Source organism: Bradyrhizobium altum, from assembly GCF_020889705.1.
Classification (GTDB): domain Bacteria; phylum Pseudomonadota; class Alphaproteobacteria; order Rhizobiales; family Xanthobacteraceae; genus Bradyrhizobium; species Bradyrhizobium altum.
On the sequence record NZ_JACMYP010000014.1, the window covers coordinates 19,718 to 36,181 of the forward strand.

The 16,464-nt window shown below is 57.0% G+C and carries 13 protein-coding genes; 3 read left to right on the plus strand and 10 right to left on the minus strand.

Features of this window, described 5'->3' with window-relative positions; translation table 11 throughout:
- Window positions 1-94 precede the first annotated feature (94 nt).
- From H8B02_RS06580 to H8B02_RS06615, 8 genes are all read right to left on the minus strand, one after another.
- Window positions 95-859, minus strand: a complete 765-nt coding sequence (locus tag H8B02_RS06580) for a hypothetical protein (protein ID WP_229165456.1) — start codon at window positions 857-859, stop codon at window positions 95-97.
- A gap of 853 nt (window positions 860-1,712) precedes the next feature.
- Window positions 1,713-2,444 carry a hypothetical protein gene (locus H8B02_RS06585; RefSeq protein ID WP_229165458.1) on the minus strand — a complete coding sequence of 244 codons (732 nt, stop codon included), beginning with the start codon at window positions 2,442-2,444 and terminating at the stop codon, window positions 1,713-1,715.
- Between the two features lie 209 nt (window positions 2,445-2,653).
- Entirely contained in the window at window positions 2,654-4,390 is a 1,737-nt protein-coding gene (locus tag H8B02_RS06590; RefSeq protein WP_229165460.1) for a DUF927 domain-containing protein, read from the minus strand.
- 85 nt (window positions 4,391-4,475) lie between these two features.
- Window positions 4,476-5,234 carry a hypothetical protein gene (locus H8B02_RS06595; RefSeq protein ID WP_229165462.1) on the minus strand — a complete coding sequence of 253 codons (759 nt, stop codon included), beginning with the start codon at window positions 5,232-5,234 and terminating at the stop codon, window positions 4,476-4,478.
- On the minus strand, window positions 5,227-5,433 hold the full coding sequence (locus H8B02_RS06600) for a helix-turn-helix transcriptional regulator (protein ID WP_229165464.1): 207 nt from the start codon (window positions 5,431-5,433) through the stop codon (window positions 5,227-5,229). Before H8B02_RS06600 ends, H8B02_RS06595 begins: the two co-directional genes overlap by 8 nt.
- A 92-nt stretch (window positions 5,434-5,525) precedes the next feature.
- Window positions 5,526-6,437 (minus strand): hypothetical protein, encoded by a 912-nt coding sequence (locus tag H8B02_RS06605; RefSeq protein WP_229165466.1) that lies wholly within the window; start codon window positions 6,435-6,437, stop codon window positions 5,526-5,528.
- A 22-nt stretch (window positions 6,438-6,459) separates the two neighbouring features.
- Complete coding sequence (locus tag H8B02_RS06610; protein WP_229165468.1) at window positions 6,460-7,800, minus strand: tyrosine-type recombinase/integrase; 1,341 nt, start codon at window positions 7,798-7,800, stop codon at window positions 6,460-6,462.
- A 548-nt stretch (window positions 7,801-8,348) separates the two neighbouring features.
- Window positions 8,349-8,615 (minus strand): hypothetical protein, encoded by a 267-nt coding sequence (locus tag H8B02_RS06615; RefSeq protein WP_229165469.1) that lies wholly within the window; start codon window positions 8,613-8,615, stop codon window positions 8,349-8,351.
- 323 nt (window positions 8,616-8,938) lie between these two features.
- Here H8B02_RS06615 and gmd point away from each other — a divergent pair, with 323 nt between their 5' ends.
- Window positions 8,939-10,030, plus strand: a complete 1,092-nt coding sequence (gene gmd, locus H8B02_RS06620; protein ID WP_229165471.1) for a GDP-mannose 4,6-dehydratase — start codon at window positions 8,939-8,941, stop codon at window positions 10,028-10,030.
- Between the two features lie 89 nt (window positions 10,031-10,119).
- Here gmd and H8B02_RS06625 read toward each other — a convergent pair whose 3' ends face one another.
- Window positions 10,120-11,478 (minus strand): WcaI family glycosyltransferase, encoded by a 1,359-nt coding sequence (locus H8B02_RS06625; RefSeq protein ID WP_229165473.1) that lies wholly within the window; start codon window positions 11,476-11,478, stop codon window positions 10,120-10,122.
- A 17-nt stretch (window positions 11,479-11,495) separates the two neighbouring features.
- On the minus strand, window positions 11,496-12,470 hold the full coding sequence (locus H8B02_RS06630; protein WP_229165475.1) for a GDP-L-fucose synthase family protein: 975 nt from the start codon (window positions 12,468-12,470) through the stop codon (window positions 11,496-11,498).
- 193 nt (window positions 12,471-12,663) lie between these two features.
- Here H8B02_RS06630 and H8B02_RS06635 point away from each other — a divergent pair, with 193 nt between their 5' ends.
- On the plus strand, window positions 12,664-12,840 hold the full coding sequence (locus tag H8B02_RS06635; protein WP_229165481.1) for a hypothetical protein: 177 nt from the start codon (window positions 12,664-12,666) through the stop codon (window positions 12,838-12,840).
- A 606-nt stretch (window positions 12,841-13,446) separates the two neighbouring features.
- Window positions 13,447-16,389 (plus strand): Ig-like domain-containing protein, encoded by a 2,943-nt coding sequence (locus tag H8B02_RS06640; RefSeq protein WP_229165482.1) that lies wholly within the window; start codon window positions 13,447-13,449, stop codon window positions 16,387-16,389.
- The last annotated feature ends 75 nt before the right edge of the window (window positions 16,390-16,464 follow it).

The window sequence follows — 16,464 nt, forward strand, 5'->3', positions numbered from 1 at the left end:
CCCGGCGCGCACATTCACGCCAATGATCAAAAGTTCGAGCAATATCATCCGTACAATTCCTATCGTTCCTGGTGCATAGCCCCTCGGGTGAGATTCACCTTGGAGTATTCAGTTTTTTGCGGCGATACTCGACGCTCGGTGATTGCTTCAATACGCGTAGACTGCGAACGAGCAGCCAAAAACTGGCAGCACCGCAATTGATGCGCTGACCTTGATAAGCGACCGGGAGATGTTTCGCAGAGTACAAATCGAACGCCGCTTGCCAGTCACTTGGGGTAAGAAAGTGATGAGGATCGGTTGCGATATTCTCATCGCCAATGAATCCAAGATAGAGTAGGGCCGTTGGAATGCCCATTGAAGCAAGTTTCCAGGCAAATGCGATGCGATTGGAAAGTTGGTAGTTACTGTCACGACTGAGGCGGATATCGGGTGAATTGATTCGGAGATTTGTGTTGGCCTCCGCAATTGCCGCTGCAATGCGCTCGTGATTCTCATCTGAGCGCGCCTGTTCATCGGGTTTCCTGCGCTTCGGAGAAGACTTTCCAGCGATACCTAGCTCGGCCGCGTGGGCCTTCGCTTCGACTAGTATTAGGCTTTTGCGCATCTCCGCATCGAGCGCGGAGACCGCGAGGTCCCAAGTGGGCAGTTTTACGCCGCGCTTGTGTTTCAGCCACCAACCTGTCAGCGTTGCCTGTTGCTCCGGTAGTAAGAATGGCTCGTGGGGACCGACCAATTCGCTTTCACGTGGATCACTCCACCCCTTCGGCTGTCGAGCACCAAGCTCGCTTATCATGAAGCCGGTCGGAGCTACCATCGCCAGAAGCTGGGGTACAAATCTTGGCGAATCGAGCCAGTCCAAGACATGCATCCGACTTCCCGCTGCGATGTCGCTATTTTTGCTCAGTGTGGGCGGCAAGTTTGACATGAGCGCATCAAATTTTTGAAAGAGTCAGGCTCACCAAGGAAAGCGATAATCTACTTCGCTTCGATTATGCGTTCCGGAGATCAACTGAATCTGGATAGATTGGTAGGTGCTTCTCTATCTCTGAATGGAATTTGGTGTCGTCAAAGCAATTCCGTCTCTCGTCCGAACGTAGATTCTCTCCGCAAACTAGTAGAGTCGTGAAGTCGTCGTGCGCGATAATGCGTTTGTATCGCGTTGCCGGAGTAGCCCAGCATTTGGCGCGCCGCGGATAGCTTTCTGCTTGGCCAGGCTCAAGGTCGCCGCCCGGTGCCTTAACCTCGATATGCAGAGCGAATAGAAACTTTCGTTCCGTCCCGTCTGGCTGAACGACTAATCTGTCGTTTGCTTCCAGAACTACGAGTATATCGGTCTCGATGCCGGTTTCGATCTTGCACGAGCATCGGCTATGACAAAAGTAATTGAACCACCACCACTTCTTAGCGTTGGGAGTTGTTCTCAACGCCGCCTGCAAGTCAGAAAGAGGCCGAGCATTCGCAGCCATGTCTGCGAACTTTGTTTTCGCCAAAAACCAAATCCGGAAATCTCTGTCGGTAAGAATGGCGTGGGCCAAGGGCCGAGCATACGGAAATTCGTCCTTTGAATAAGAATTTGACATCGGATATCTCGAAGAAAAGAACCTTCTGAGAGCCTACGACATAAACGGATCAACATAAAAGCTAGTTATGCCGGCCCTATGCTTCGTAACCGTCCGTTACGCTGGAGCGGCGCAGCCTACAGCGCAAAGTGCTCAATTCGGCCCCACCGCTCTCCCTAGCCCGGAGGCGTCTAGACCAAGCTGTCTGAGAACAAAAAGGCCCGGCTTTTTGAAAGTAAATCGCGCCATATTCAGCGGCAGTTCCCACTTCTCCGGGGTAATGAATTCTCCCCTTGTCCTGTAGGTGCCAAGCCCGGCTCCCCGAAAAATCCAGGTGCTATAGTGACCACCGTGCGCAGTTTGGCACAGTACTGCGTAAAGGCCGTAAGAATGTCGCTCGCCGATTGCTGTCAGCATGTCAGGTATCGGCGGGTCTCCATCAGGAGGCGAGTAACCTTTCTGTCGAAGCAGCTTCGACACGTCGTCCGCAAAGCTCTCCACGATGCGGCACTTTTCTTCTGAATGCTTCGGATCAATACCTATTAATGACAACTCGCGTGCCTGTTTTTTGAGATGCTTTGCCTCACCGCGAAGGTGCCCTATGTAACGACACTCGCGTTCGAAAGGATCGGCGGGCGCCATCAACCAAGCGGCCTTCACCGAAGCCTCGTAGGCTCCTCGAGCGGCGACTTCGGCCGGAGGCAGCAGCCCGAGATCGGAACGGGCGGTGGCGATTATGCCCGCCACATGCCTAGCGGCGAGCTTCATCAAATTCAAAGCCTCCTCATGCGCCTCATATTGGGAGGGGGGATACCGTTCGGCGCACGCATTGAATTCAGCTACCATAGCCTCTAAGGAATCGCATTTGGTGGTGATAGCACTCATGGCTTTTGCTGCCCTCCAAACGCTCGCATGCAGACTCGCTATTCTCAGCGGTGAGCAGTAGACACGTTTATAGGCCCTCAAGCTACTAATAGCGTTTCTGGAATCGAAGTCTCAAAATTCTATGCTCTGTTGCGGTGTCCCAACCGAAATAAGCGTCGGCTGCCCTAAGAAATGGATGCCACGACGCCGCCGTGGCATCCCGATGCAGGTTAGTGCATCAGACAATTCTTATCGAGGCAGAGGTATCGCTTACGCTTGCCATTTATCATTATAAGCGCCGTCCTCTTGCCGTCGGAGCCCTTTAGGAGGATTCCTCTCTTCGTCAATTCTTGCAGCACCATCTCTGTACCCGTCTGTGGACGTACGAGTGATTGGATGCGGCTTTTTCGGATAAGCAGGCACGACTTGCGGTTCAGCTTTCGAGTCATTCCCAGCGAATCGTTGGCCTCGATACTCGCTCCCTTCTTCACGACAGGAAATTCTCCCTCACGAACCGCTTTTCTCAACTTGGATACAACGGCATCAGTCAGCACTTGATGATTCAATAGGGCACTTCTGGCAATGCGGTGAAGGTTTACCAAAGCTGTCCATGCGCGCCCTCGCTTCCATGGCGCTATGCCGAATTTTGCCATGAGGGCTGCGGCGGCGTAAACAATCGCAAACTTTCTAGCAAACCGTTGTTCCCACGGTTCTCCCGCTTCCACTTTCCGGACAAAGGCGGCCAAGCTCTTATTGATCCTAGCGGTGACTTCCTCGCGGGGTTCGGAGCACAGCTTTGAGACAAAGGCGCCCAAAGCCATTCCGTAGTTGGATGCAATCGTTTCTTCCGTTTGGGCCGCTAGTGCGCGAGCGGTAAGCAGCACCTCATCGCCGCATCCGTCGATCAGATTAAAGATACCGCCCTCGGCTCCCGATGGGACGGGAAGAGCTATCTGGCGTACCTGCTGCCCCTCGGGCCGCGCTACCGCTCTGCCATCCAGCGGTCGTTCGCCAGTCGAAATTGCAAACAGTGCCCAAGTGAGATTGCGTAAGGCCGGATCAGCTGCGGCTTTGGCGGAACGAAAAGCACCGCGGCCGCCCGCGACCATATAGGGCAGATGGAATGCGCTAATACGGCTACTAGATGAGTGTCCGTGGGCTCGTCCCTCTTCATCAAGCCCCATCGTCAGATGGTTATGCGCAAAACACAATTCTTCAGCGCCACGGCCCGTCAAGTCAAACGTCATCAGGTCATTCTTATCAGCGCGCCCGATGGCGGACATTGTTACGCGGCCGACGGTCGTTTTTCCCGATGAACTATTCTCCTTTGTGACGCCATTGCTTGGGGAGTGAGATAATCCGTGCAAGTGAAAAATCGCACCTTCCGTTTCCCCAATCAGTCCCAAGATCGTGCTCGCGGCTGCGAGGCTTGTTCCAAGGACAAGGTAGTCGGATTTGGAGTAGGGCGCTCTGAGCCCACGTCGCCACTTCTTGAGCGTTCCGGCTCTCATGCCCAAAGCGGGATCTGGAGCTAGGCTGCCGTCGAATCTCAATTTCCCAGCGAGCGGCCCGATAGTTTCCGTCGGAAGAACAAACGAATCCTGATGCCAGCCGGTTCTACCAGTTGTTGTGTAGTGCGGCACACCGTTACTAGACGCAAGGGCGGCCTTTACCTCAGGGACCGGATTGCTGAGTCGAGCTCCAGCTTTAAGGAGCTGGTCGGCGACCTTGGTTGGTGTCCGAAAATATTCTCGCGCAATCAGTCTCCGCTTTCTGGATCCATCAAGCGTGAGATACTCGACTTCAAGAAAGCTCTGATCAGTGTCTTGGTTGGTGGTTGTCGCCACGATTCTGAGCGCGACGCCCGCAGTGGTGCTATCAACGGAAGAGACTACTTTTTGTGTGAATCTGCTCATTTTGATGCCGTGATGTGTGTAGTTGTATGAAGGATTATCCGAACTGCTCACTTGTTCCTGCCGCAACTTGCTGAGAGGCGCGAATGATGATGTTCAGACTGCAGTTTTACGGAATGAAGTGTCGGCTTCTGAGCCGCTACATTGGGCAGAGACGACGGCCATGACGGCGGCAGCCGAACAATACCGTCCGATTGCCAACTGGCAGCGATAGCAACCATCGGTCAAATTCGACTTGCTCGGACAATTGAAGCGGAAGGCTACGTCGTTGCTGTCGACCGTTGGCTCCGATGTACGCTATTCTTCGAGCGCCAATACGCTTCACCGAATAAGCAATCTGACGGGCGAGATTGCCAACAGGCGTTACCACTACGGGTCTTAGGTACGGCTGTTTGCGATAGTGACGCTCGATGAGGAATGCCTGGGAAAGCTCGGCCACTCTCGGTCCCGCTACAACAAGATGAGAGTGACCTTCCCAAACACGACTGCCACTGCAGTCAACACCAAGAGAGACTTCAATACCGCCAATCGCCAGTACAGGCCGAGACAGCTTAGTGAATCGACGGGCATGCCACTGCTCAATTCCAGAGAGGCCCAGCGTATCGAGGTCACCTATGTTCTTTTGCCACTTGGGATGGGTGATCGTAATGAAATGCTTCTTAGCGGGGTGCTCCTGAAGCAGACGATAGGCTTCTGGAATTAGCCATGAGCGATAGTTGCGCGAGGCCAGCCAATTGCCGTCGGTCTTGCCAAGATCGAATTCGCTAACAGAGGCATCATCGCTGTTGCCTCGGACAAGCCTATGGATGATGGCTGCATTCTGCAGCTCGCAATACTCAGTTGTCTCGAAATCGAGGAGCCCGAGATCAGTGACGGAGACGTTGAGAGTATTAGCCATTCGTCTGCTCCTTGGTGGTCGAGGAGCAAGTGTTTCGACTCATGTATGCGTCGAGATCGGACTTCTTGTATCGAATCGCTCGGCCGATGTGCGTGTAGAGCGGGCCGCCGCCATGACATCTGAGCTTCGCCAGAGTGGATGTCGAACTCTTGAGATAAGCGGCAGCTTCCGCTGCCTTCAGATATTCTTCGGTATTCATCTGTATCCTCGTGTGATGATTGGCAACTAGCGCCAACACGAGGAACGATAGGGAATTGAGCGTTCAGCGAGCGGAATTGGAAACGCGGTATTTCAATCCAATTCAATTCTTCTGGGCTTCGGCATCTGGCGGCGCTTTTCCAAACTTTCGCTGGTCAGGCTTTGCTTCCGTCGTTGTGTGCCGAATCGAGTAGTGAGCCGCAGTTGCTTCTCCAGTGCGAGCGCAAGCTGAAACTGTTCCCCTCGGATTTTGTCACTATAGCGGGCCATGAGAAGGTCGCCGCCGTTGCACCAGTGATCGAGCATTTCATTGAGCTGCTGAAGCGAGCCACGAAGTGAAATCTTATACGCCGCAATCACTGCTTTGCGCAGAGCTTCAGCTTCGCGCCTGCGAAGGGCGGCAGGAAAGTGTGCCTGGAGCTTTTCGATCAGCACTACAGGTCCGGCTGACTTTAGGCGGTCTCGATTGGGGTGTTTGATTTCATTCCCCGCGTTCTCCAGATGCTTGAGGACAAGAGCCGCCCAAATCAACCAGAGCTCGGTTTCGTAACTGTGCTCGCTCATCCATCGTCGCATGCACTCCTCGATGTGCTCTGATACGGCAATGGTTCCCTCCAAGAAGCGATCTAGCAGTGCGAGTGGATAGCGTAGTTCGCCGTCAGTGAGCGTTGGGTCGAACAGTTCTTCGACGAGGTTACGAAAACTCTCAAATTGAACTTTCCGCTGCGGCGCTCGTCGCTTCCAAACGTTTCCTCGAAGCCTGGCCGTATCAAGCCTCCAATTATTGAGTTTCTTCTGCACATCGGTCCATGCGGTGAGGTTCTCAGCTCCCCGATTGTTTTCGACCAAGATCCTGCAGACCGCGTTGATTTTGTCCCGGACATCCAAGGGCAATCTTAAATCATGTTTGGTTTGCAAAGTAATCCAGTGGTGCTGTGGCAATGGCTCGTACCGGCTTCCTGCAAGCTTGTCTGAGACGAAGACCTTTCGATGCCGGGTAGCCACGCGAATCTCCAATAATTGAAAGCTAACGCGACGCTTGATCGCCCATCTGCAATGCAATTGAGCTGCCGATTCGTTCGGATGCGACCTTCAGTGGGTCTGAATCAAGGTGTGCGTATCGCATGGTGGTGCTGGCTTGAGTGTGGCCGAGCAGCTTGCCGATGATCGGGAGTCCAAGTCCGGCCGCCGCACCGACACTCGCATGCGTGTGCCGAAGGTCGTGAATACGAACGCCGGGCAATTTCGCCCGTGCTGAGATCGTTCGCCAGGGACGGTTCATGTCCGCCCGCGGCTTGTCTTCGCCTTCTGACTTGATAACCCACTCACCTGTCTGATCGAGGCTGCGTAGAACGGTGAGGGCAGGACCATTCAGCACTATCGCTTTGCGGCCTGTCTTACTGTCGGGCAGCAACAATAGATCGCGTTGGTAATCCACATACTCCCATCGCAAGTCCAAAATCTCGCGAAGCCGCGCGCCAGTCAGGATGAGCAAGCGCAGTGCCGCTGCTGTATGAGCATCAATCTTGATCGCGCCGCTCTTCGGGGCATGTTTAGATTTTGGGTTCGTCGGGTCGATGCTGAAAGGAATACCGACCGTCTCCGCTTCACGAATTGTCTGGCCCAGACGGGCGAGTTCTTCAGCATTCAGGAAGCGTTCGCGTCGTTGTTCGCGGAATGCCCGAATGCCTTGCGTTGGGTTATGACCGACCGACACGATGTTGCAGGTGGCGGCATATCGAAAAATCGAGCTGATGCATTCCATGACGCGATTGGCGGTCATGGGCTTTGTTTCACCCACCTTTTTGTGCAGTTGCGCGATCTGCGCAGTCGTGATCCGGTTCAGCTTCGTTGAGCCAATATCCGGCGCTGCATGCTTTCGAATTGCGATCCGGTAGTTTGCCACTGTGCCCGGCTTCAACTTCACCTCGGCCTCTTCCTTGAGGTATCGCTCGGCAAAGTCGCGGAACGTTTCACTCGCTCGTTCCTGCTTGCGCTTCGCGGCGGGATCACCGCCAAGCGCAACGGAGGCAAGCATCTCCTTCGCGGCTTGCCTCGCTTCCTCTGGTGTGAATTCTCGCGAGCCAAAGTACATCCGCTTTTTAGGCACGCGCCGACCGCCAGCACCCGGCCGGTATTCAATGAACCAGCTCCATCGGCCATTCGTCGCGACGCGGAGCCCAAAGCCCTTAAGGTCCTGGTCGTAGGCGATTATCGCCCGGTCTCCCGGTACAATCGCATCGACGTTCCGCTTTGTCAGGCGAGTGATCATTCCAAGAACATCCGTTCTCCGTGTCGCCACCATGTCGCCACCAGAACGGAAACGAGAAGACATTGCGGAGATTAGAAAGTCAAACAAATCATTCAATTTCAGTGGCTTAGGAAGCGTCAGGCATCAGAGGGAAACGTCAGGAATCAACCCGGAAGGCACTCATAACCTGAAGGTCATAGGTTCAAATCCTATCCCCGCAACCAAGTTCGATACGGAAACCCAGCAATCTGAATGGATTGCTGGGTTTTTGTTTTTAGGTTCGAACGTCGCCGCAACGCAATCAACGACTCGGTTTCATGGGTTCGAAACATCCGCAACCTCCTGTCGTCGGCATCACGACACCGGGCGCGAACAGCGGAGGCCGACTTGCCTTGGCTAATTCGTCTGGCTTGATTGGGGATACCATCGATCTCGCCGATCAATCGGATGATCGACGCCGTGAACTCGCGGGATCGTCTCGACGATGTCGGCGCGTGGATGGCCCTGACAGTCGTGTGAGCCGAACCAGAGGAGGTCGCTGCGGTGGGGGACGTTCGGTATGGTGCGCCATTGACGAGGTGCTTCGGTGAACCACCAAGCGTGCAGGCGATGCGCATCCGGATTTCAATCGCGCTTGCCTCGATGCGTTGTCGACACAAGCCCGATCATTTTTTGTCCTTGTCGGCGGTGTCGTCCACATTGCCTCCATTGTCGACGCATTTCTTGAAATAGTCGCGTTCGGCCTGTCCGTTGCCTTTGGCGCTGCCCGCCGCCGGATTGCCGGGCTGACGTGGTGGAAAGTTCTTCGCAACGAGCGCATTGCATTTCCTCGCGACCTCAACGGTGACGGCTGATGTCTCGGTTGGCAAAAGCAGGGGAGCCAGCAGCGAGAATGCAAGTGCGGCTCGCTTGAATCCTTGTTCGGCGCGCATGGTTACCCTCCCTTGTGTGCTGCCGTCATCGTTGACGCGGCGTGATCCTATCGCGGGGTGCAAAACAGGCAATGGTCGATCGCGCAACCCGTTCACGTCCGAGTCCGCAGATCAGCGCCTTGCGAGCCCTGGATCAATGCGAGCCTTGGATCAAGATGACCGCAAGGCCTGAGCGGGTTAGGGGCGTCTGCTGACGCGGCACGTACGATCCACCGCCGGAGGATTAATCTTACGCTGCAATAATTGCCGTCCTGATCGACCTACGCACTGCGTATGCAAGCTGATTTTGGCTACATATGCGGATCATATTTTGAGTAGGCTATATGACGAAAAAAAGAGCATTAATAACCGGCGTAACTGGTCAAGACGGTGCGTATCTGGCCGAATTGCTGCTCGCGAAGGGCTATGAGGTCCATGGCATCAAGCGACGGACCTCGCTTTTCAATACCGACCGCATTGATCATCTCTACCTCGATCCACACGAGCCGGATCCACCGTTCCGACTGCACTATGGTGATTTGACCGACTCTTCCAGTCTGATCAGGATCGTCGGCCAAGTACAGCCGGACGAGATCTACAATCTCGCCGCCCAAAGTCACGTGGCCGTTTCGTTCGAGGAGCCGGAATATACCGCGAATTCGGACGCTCTTGGCACGCTGCGAATCCTCGAGGCGATTCGGATCGTGGGGCTCGAGAAGAAGTCCAAATTCTACCAGGCCTCGACGTCAGAACTGTACGGCCTGGTGCAGGAAGTCCCGCAGAAGGAGACCACTCCGTTCTATCCGCGGTCGCCTTACGCCGTTGCGAAGCTCTACGCCTACTGGATCACGGTGAACTATCGTGAGGCGTACGGAATGTACGCCTGCAACGGAATTCTGTTCAATCATGAGTCGCCCGTGCGGGGCGAGACCTTTGTCACCCGGAAGATCACACGAGCTTTGGCCCGCATCCACCTCGGCCTTCAGGAACGTCTTTATCTGGGCAATCTTGATGCGCTCCGCGACTGGGGGCATGCGCGCGACTACGTCGAAATGCAATGGCTGATGCTGCAGCAGAATACGCCGGAGGACTTCGTCATCGCAACCGGTGTGCAGCACTCGGTTCGCCACTTCGTCGAGGTTGCCGCGGGCGAAGTGGGGATGCGGATCCGCTGGGAAGGAACGGGCGTCGATGAAAAGGGCTATGATGCCGCCACAGGCAAGTGCATCGTGTCCGTCGACCCACGCTATTTCCGTCCGACGGAGGTCGCGACCCTCTTGGGCGATCCCTCCAAGGCGAAGGAGAAGCTTGGCTGGTGGCCCAAGACCTCGTTCGAAAGCCTCGTGCGTGAGATGGTGCAGGAAGATCTCGCGTCAGCGAAGCGAGATGAACTGATCAAGCAACACGGCTTCAGATATTATCCGCGTCACGAGTGACCGCAGCCCAGAACGCCGTCTGGCACTTGTTGAGGCGGAGGCCTCGAATGATTTCCGTCGACCACAGGCAGCGGGGCGCCTCAATGCCGTCAAGGCAGACGAATGGCGTCCTTCACCGAGATAGCGTCGGGCGCGCCAGCGGTCATCGCCGCCTGCATTCCGGACGGAGTCGATGCGTTTCGCATCGCGCTCATCTCGAGCGCCCAGCGACTGACGATGGCCCGACGATCCCAGCGCTCGAGTGAGCGCTTCCGTCCTTCGGCGCCGAACGCCGCGCAGAGCGCCGGATTCTGGGCTAGCGTGCAGATCGCATCGGCGAGGGCCCGTGTGTCGCCGGGCGAAACGACCATCCCGGCACCCTTGACCTCGTCGGCCAACCCCGTTCCTTCGGTCGCCATCGCGATCACCGGACGGGCGGAGCCAAACACGGCCCCAAGCTTGGATGGCAAGACCAGATCAGCCGCCTCTGCCTTCTGCGGAATGAGATGCACGTCCGCCGTCGCCATCAACTCGTTGAAGCTCTCGTTGGGTTGCAGTCCGAGAAAATGAACATTGGAGCGGCCGGCCGCCATTTTGAGCAACCTCGCCTTGTCAGGCCCCTCTCCGGCGAGGATGAAATGAATTTCGGGATGACTATGTTGCAGCATGGAGGCGGCTTCGATCACGAGATCGAGCCCCTGCTTGTTCGACATCGTGCCCGAATAGAGCCCGACGATATCGCTTTCGCAAATGCCGAGTTCACGCCGATAACTGGTCTGCCTCGACCGGGGAAAGATGGCGCTCGTGTCGATCCAGTTTCTGATCTCGAGGGTCCGCTCCGCAGGAACGCCCTTGGCCAGCAGCCGGTCGACCATCTGTGGTGAAATCGACGATACCCGGTCGAACGAGTGAAGAATGCGAGATTCGGCTCCGAGCATTAGCCTGCGAAGCGCGCCGTTTCGAAGCAGTCCGAGATCAAAGGCGGCATCAACCTCGAAATCCTGCACATGCAGCCAGGACTTCACACCGATCCGCCGCGCGACGAACGAAACGAGCGCGGACGACATCAAGGAGGGAGCGGTGGACAGCATGACGTCGGGCCGCCATTCGAGCGCCTTCGTGAGCATCGGCGGCGCGGTCGTCAACGCAAACGAGGCATGGTGCAGCAGCCTCTTCGCACCCGTCGGCTTCCGCGGCACGTATATCGGGGCGCGCGTGATCTCGACACCATTGACGTTCCGAGCCCTGAAATAGTGACTGTCGAAGCCGACCGGGATTCGCCAGGCGGGATAATAGGGCGGTGCGGTGATCACTCTGACCTCGTGCCCCTCGGCCACAAGGCTCTCACAGAGCTCCGTGTTGTATTTCGCAACGCCGATCAGATCGGGCGCATAGTTGATTCCGACCAACAGAATACGCATCAAGTACAATCCAACTTCTAAAACTGGAATCGAAAAATCGCGTCTCAAAAAAAGCGTTGATCTCGTCAGTCGCCGGAATTGCCTTCCAAATGACGACCGTAGCCTTTTATAAAATCCTCATATGCCCCCGCCAGCCCGGTCGGTAGCGGGGTAGTCGAACGCCAGCCCAGTTGCCGAATCCGGGAACTGTCGAGGAGCTTGCGGGGCGTGCCGTCCGGCTTGGACGTATCAAAAACCAACTTGCCCGCATAGCCCACGACCTTCGCTACCATGGAGGCAAAATCGGCGATAGAGACTTCGTCACCACTGCCGACGTTGATGGGCAGATCGTTCGAGTAGTTCTTCAAGAGGAAGACGCACGCATCGGCGAAGTCGTCGACGTTGAGAAACTCACGAAGCGGATTGCCCGTGCCCCAGACGGTTACGGTCGGGGTCCCCGCCAGCTTGGCCTCGTGGAAGCGTCGTATCAGCGCCGCCGGCACGTGGCTGTGCGCTGGATGATAATTGTCACCGCGGCCATAGAGATTGGTCGGCATCACCGATATGAAATCGTCACCATGTTGCAGCCGGTGTGCCTGACAGATCTTGAGGCCGGCAATCTTGGCGATTGCGTACCATTCGTTGGTCGGCTCGAGCGGCCCTGTCAGCAATTCGCTTTCGGCGATCGGTTGCTTGGCGTGCTTGGGGTATATGCAGGACGAGCCGAGAAACAGCAGGCGCCCAACGCCGATTGCATGGCTTGCGCGGATCACGTTGAGTTCGACTGCGAGATTGTCGCAGAGAAAATCGACAGGGAAACTACTGTTGGCGGCAATGCCGCCGACCTTGGCGGCGGCATGGATCACGACGTCCGGACGGTTTGCCTCGAGCCACCGCAATGTCAGCTGCTCCTTCGCAAGGTCGAGCTCTCCGCGATCGGCATAAAGGAGGGTGCACCTCTCCGACGCGAGGCGGCGCATGATGGCCGAACCTACCATTCCGCGATGGCCGGCCACGAAGACCCGCCTTCCAGTCAGATCGTAGGAGAACCCCCCTGACATAAATTAACCCTTGCCTACTGAAATCCGAATGCTTCACGGCCGCCGCCAGGGCCTTTCAATGTTTGTGGTCCCCGGCGTTCGAAACCGAGCCGGGCAGCCGTTCCAATACTCCCTACCAATACGACGGTCGGTTGTAACCGAACGAGTATATTAATGATGAAGATGCGAAGGGATACTCAGGCGGGACAACACAATGACGGCCTATCTTCCAAATGTGGCCAAGTACGCGACAGTAAGAGCAGCACAACCTATTTCAACGATGGTGGATGAAAGTTCGAGAATACCGACAGCTCAAATTCAGCCGGCCAAAGGCCGCAATGCCGGGGATGCCGGTCCGACCAAATATGCAATAATTCTCCGCCCAAGTTAAGGTCCATTACGTCTCTCCCTTCAGGGACGTGCCGTTGCAGCACCCGAAAATTTACGGGCAAAGCAACGAGGCTATGCGCGCTGCCGGGCGACCACGGAATCTTACGGGGTCGGAAAAGTCTCTTCCGCGTGCTCGGCAAAGTGCAGGAAATTCTCGTTCGGGCCACGGGGGCGCACCGACTATCACATTCCTGAGTTTCCCCCGACGGGGTGGTACGACACGCATGCGGCGAGAGAGTAAGTCAGGACAGGTCCGGACTCGCGTGACCGCTGGATCATCTCAACCCGAGAGATGAGAACCCGTCGACATCCAACGTTCGCGTCGATTCGTGGATGAGCCGCTCGATCTGCGATTGAGATGTCTGCAACTGCGGACCCGAATGCCGCCGCCGAACGTGGAGAAGCAACTGCCCTGCTCGTGATGTTCGCGTCGAATTAACCTTGCTGAATTGCGCCTGCCGGCGTCGGTCAAAAACCATTGATGCCAATCCGTATAATTTTAGCGGTACTCGCAGGCGCACCTTAATTACCAAAACAACTCGTACCCGGCCATTAAAGTCAGGAAAACGGGCGATGCCATAGCAATTTCCCAGCTGAGGAGAGCGCTATGTCGATCGATCCGAAAAATCTCGCTGGAACGGCCACACTCACGTTTTCGGACGATTTCAACTCGCTCAGCCTGTGGAATGGCACGAGCGGCACCTGGGATTCGACCTATTGGTGGGCGGCTGCCAACGGAATCAACATTGGTGGCAACCAGGAGGTCAACTGGTACATCAACAGCAATTATGCGCCCACGAGTTCGGTGACGCCATGGACCGTGAACAACGGCATCCTCGATCTTCATGCCGGCCCCGCAGCTGCCGCGATCCAGTCCTACATCAACAATGCCCAGTACACGTCGGGCATGATCACAACCTATCACTCCTTCTCGCAGCTCTACGGCTACTTCGAGATGAGGGCGGAGCTGCCTGCCGGCCAGGGGCTCTGGCCCGCATTCTGGCTGCTGCCCACGAATAATGCGCTATTCGGGACCGTGCCGGCTCAAGAGCTGGACATCATGGAGTCGCTCGGCAACAACCCGACGATCGACTACATGACATCGCACAGTTCTGCGACGGGCAGCATGCAGCTCCAGCAGGACGGAGTCTACCTCCCGACGATGACGTCTGGATTCCACACCTATGGCATGGATTGGGAGCCCGATACGATTACCTGGTACGTCGACGGAGTGAAGACCTTCCAGATTGCCACTCCATCCGACATGCACACTCCCATGTATATGATCGCCGACCTGGCGCTGTACGGGCCGGCCATCACGGACTCTAGTTCGCCGGTGGGCGGCGACATGCTTATCGACTACATCCGCGCCTATTCCGCCAAGCCGCCTGTCGTTCAGATCAACTCGTTCTCGCCCGATAGCAACATCACGGGCGACGGCATCACCAACGCGAAGCAGATTACGGTGACGGGCTCGGCCGCCGTCGGCGAGACAGTCCAGATCTTCGACGATTCGTCCAAGCTTGGCACGGCGGTGACAGACGGCACCGGAAAATGGTCGTTCGTCGCGGCAAACCTGACCGACGGGGTTCATTCTTTCACAGCGAAGACGGCGGATCAGAGCGGCAACGTCACGTCGTCGACCGCACTCACGGTGACGGTCGACACGACGGCGCCCACGGCCCCGAGCATTGCTTCATTCACGCCGGACAGCGGAACGATCGGCGACGGCATCACCAACCAGAACCACGTTGCGCTGAGCGGCACCGCAGAGGCCAGCAGTACGGTCCAGATCTTCGACGGGACGACGCAGATCGGCACGGTGGTTGCAGACAAGACCGGCGGCTGGTCTTTCGCGACGGCAACATTGAGCGACGGCAACCACGCGTTCACGGCCAAGGCGATGGATGTTGCCGGCAACGTCAGCTCTGCCTCTACGTCGCTTACCGTGACGATCGACACGACGGCTCCCGCCAAGCCTGTCGTTGTGTCGTTTACGCCGGCTCATTCCACCATTGCCGGTACTGCCGAAGCCGGCGCGACCATCGCACTCTACGACGGCACCACCCTGATCGGCTCCGGAAAGGCCAAGAGCGACGGCACTTGGAGCATCAACGTCGGATCGCTTTCCTCGGACCCCCACTCGTTCTCGGCGACTGCGACCGACGCAGCCGGCAATACGAGCGTGCGATCCGACGTTCTCCAGACCGGCAAGGTCATCGAAAGCGCGGGAAGCACGACCCTGGAGCAGGTCGCAACCAGCCTCCACTTTGTCACAGGCAGCACCGACGTCGTATTCAAACTGGCAGGTGCCGCGCTTAGCACGGATCAGTTTCCCAGCACCAATTTCATCGGCGCCGAGAAGACGGCGACCGGCTACGACGTCGCCTGGAAGGATGCCGGCACCGGACTTTATACGGTCGGGGCCACCGATGCGAACGGCAACTTCCTGTCGACCATCGCCGGCTCGGTCTCCGGCACAAGCGATGCGCTTCGATCGCTGGAGTCGTCGATGCATCAGGATCTGAACGGCGACGGCACGATCGGCCTGCCCGTCAAGATCATCGAGACGGCGGGCAGCACGATCCTCGAGCAGGTTGGAAACAGCCTGCACTTCGTCACAGGCAGCACCGACGTCGTATTCAAACTGGCGGGTGCCGCGGTCAGCACGGATCAGTTCCCCAGCACCAATTTCATCGGCGCCGAGAAGACGACGACCGGCTACGACGTCGCCTGGAAGGATGCCAGCACCGGCCTGTATACGGTCGCGGCCACCGATGCGAACGGCAACTTCCTGTCGACCATCGCCGGCTCGGTCTCCGGCTCGAACACGTCGCTGCTCTCGCTCGAGTTGACGATGCATCAGGATCTGAACGGCGACGGCACGATCGGCACGAAGGCCGGCACCGTCGCGACCAGCGTTAGCCTGCAGCTTACGATCGATGCTGGAGGCAGCCTCGAGCTCGCCGGCGCCGCATCGGGCTCGATCACGTTCGCCAAGAACACGGGCATGCTGGTCCTGGATCAGTCCACCAAGTTCACCGGAAATATCCTGGGTCTGTCGGGCAATGGCGACCCGACCGCCTCGGATATCCTCGACCTGAGGGATATCGCGTACGGGGCCGACACCCGGGTTTCGTACACCGGAAATACCTCGGGCGGCGTGCTGACGGTCACCGACGCGCAAAGCCACACGGCGCATCTAAATCTGACGGGCGACTACACGCGAATGACATTCGCCTTGTCCAGTGACGGACACGGCGGCACATTCGTCATCGATCCTCCCGCGACGAACGTCGCTCCGCTGACACTGTCGATGCCGAATCAAGCCGCCACGGTGAGCCAGGTCGGCGACGGATTTGTTTTCCATCCGTCCGCGGCCGCCGCCAGCGCAAGCACGTATGATGGCCACGCCCCGCTGCCGTTCAACGAGGCGCAGCTTGATTGGTACACGAATTCGATTGCGCAGGATGTGCATCTCGACATTCACGCCCTCGCGGATGCTATGGGCTACACCCACACCCACGACACCTTCATGCTGCATGTGTAGAGGGAGCAGACGCGCGTCTTCCTAAGGGGGAGGGGGCGGAGACAGTGAAGCCTGGCGGCCCCGTCGTGACGGAAT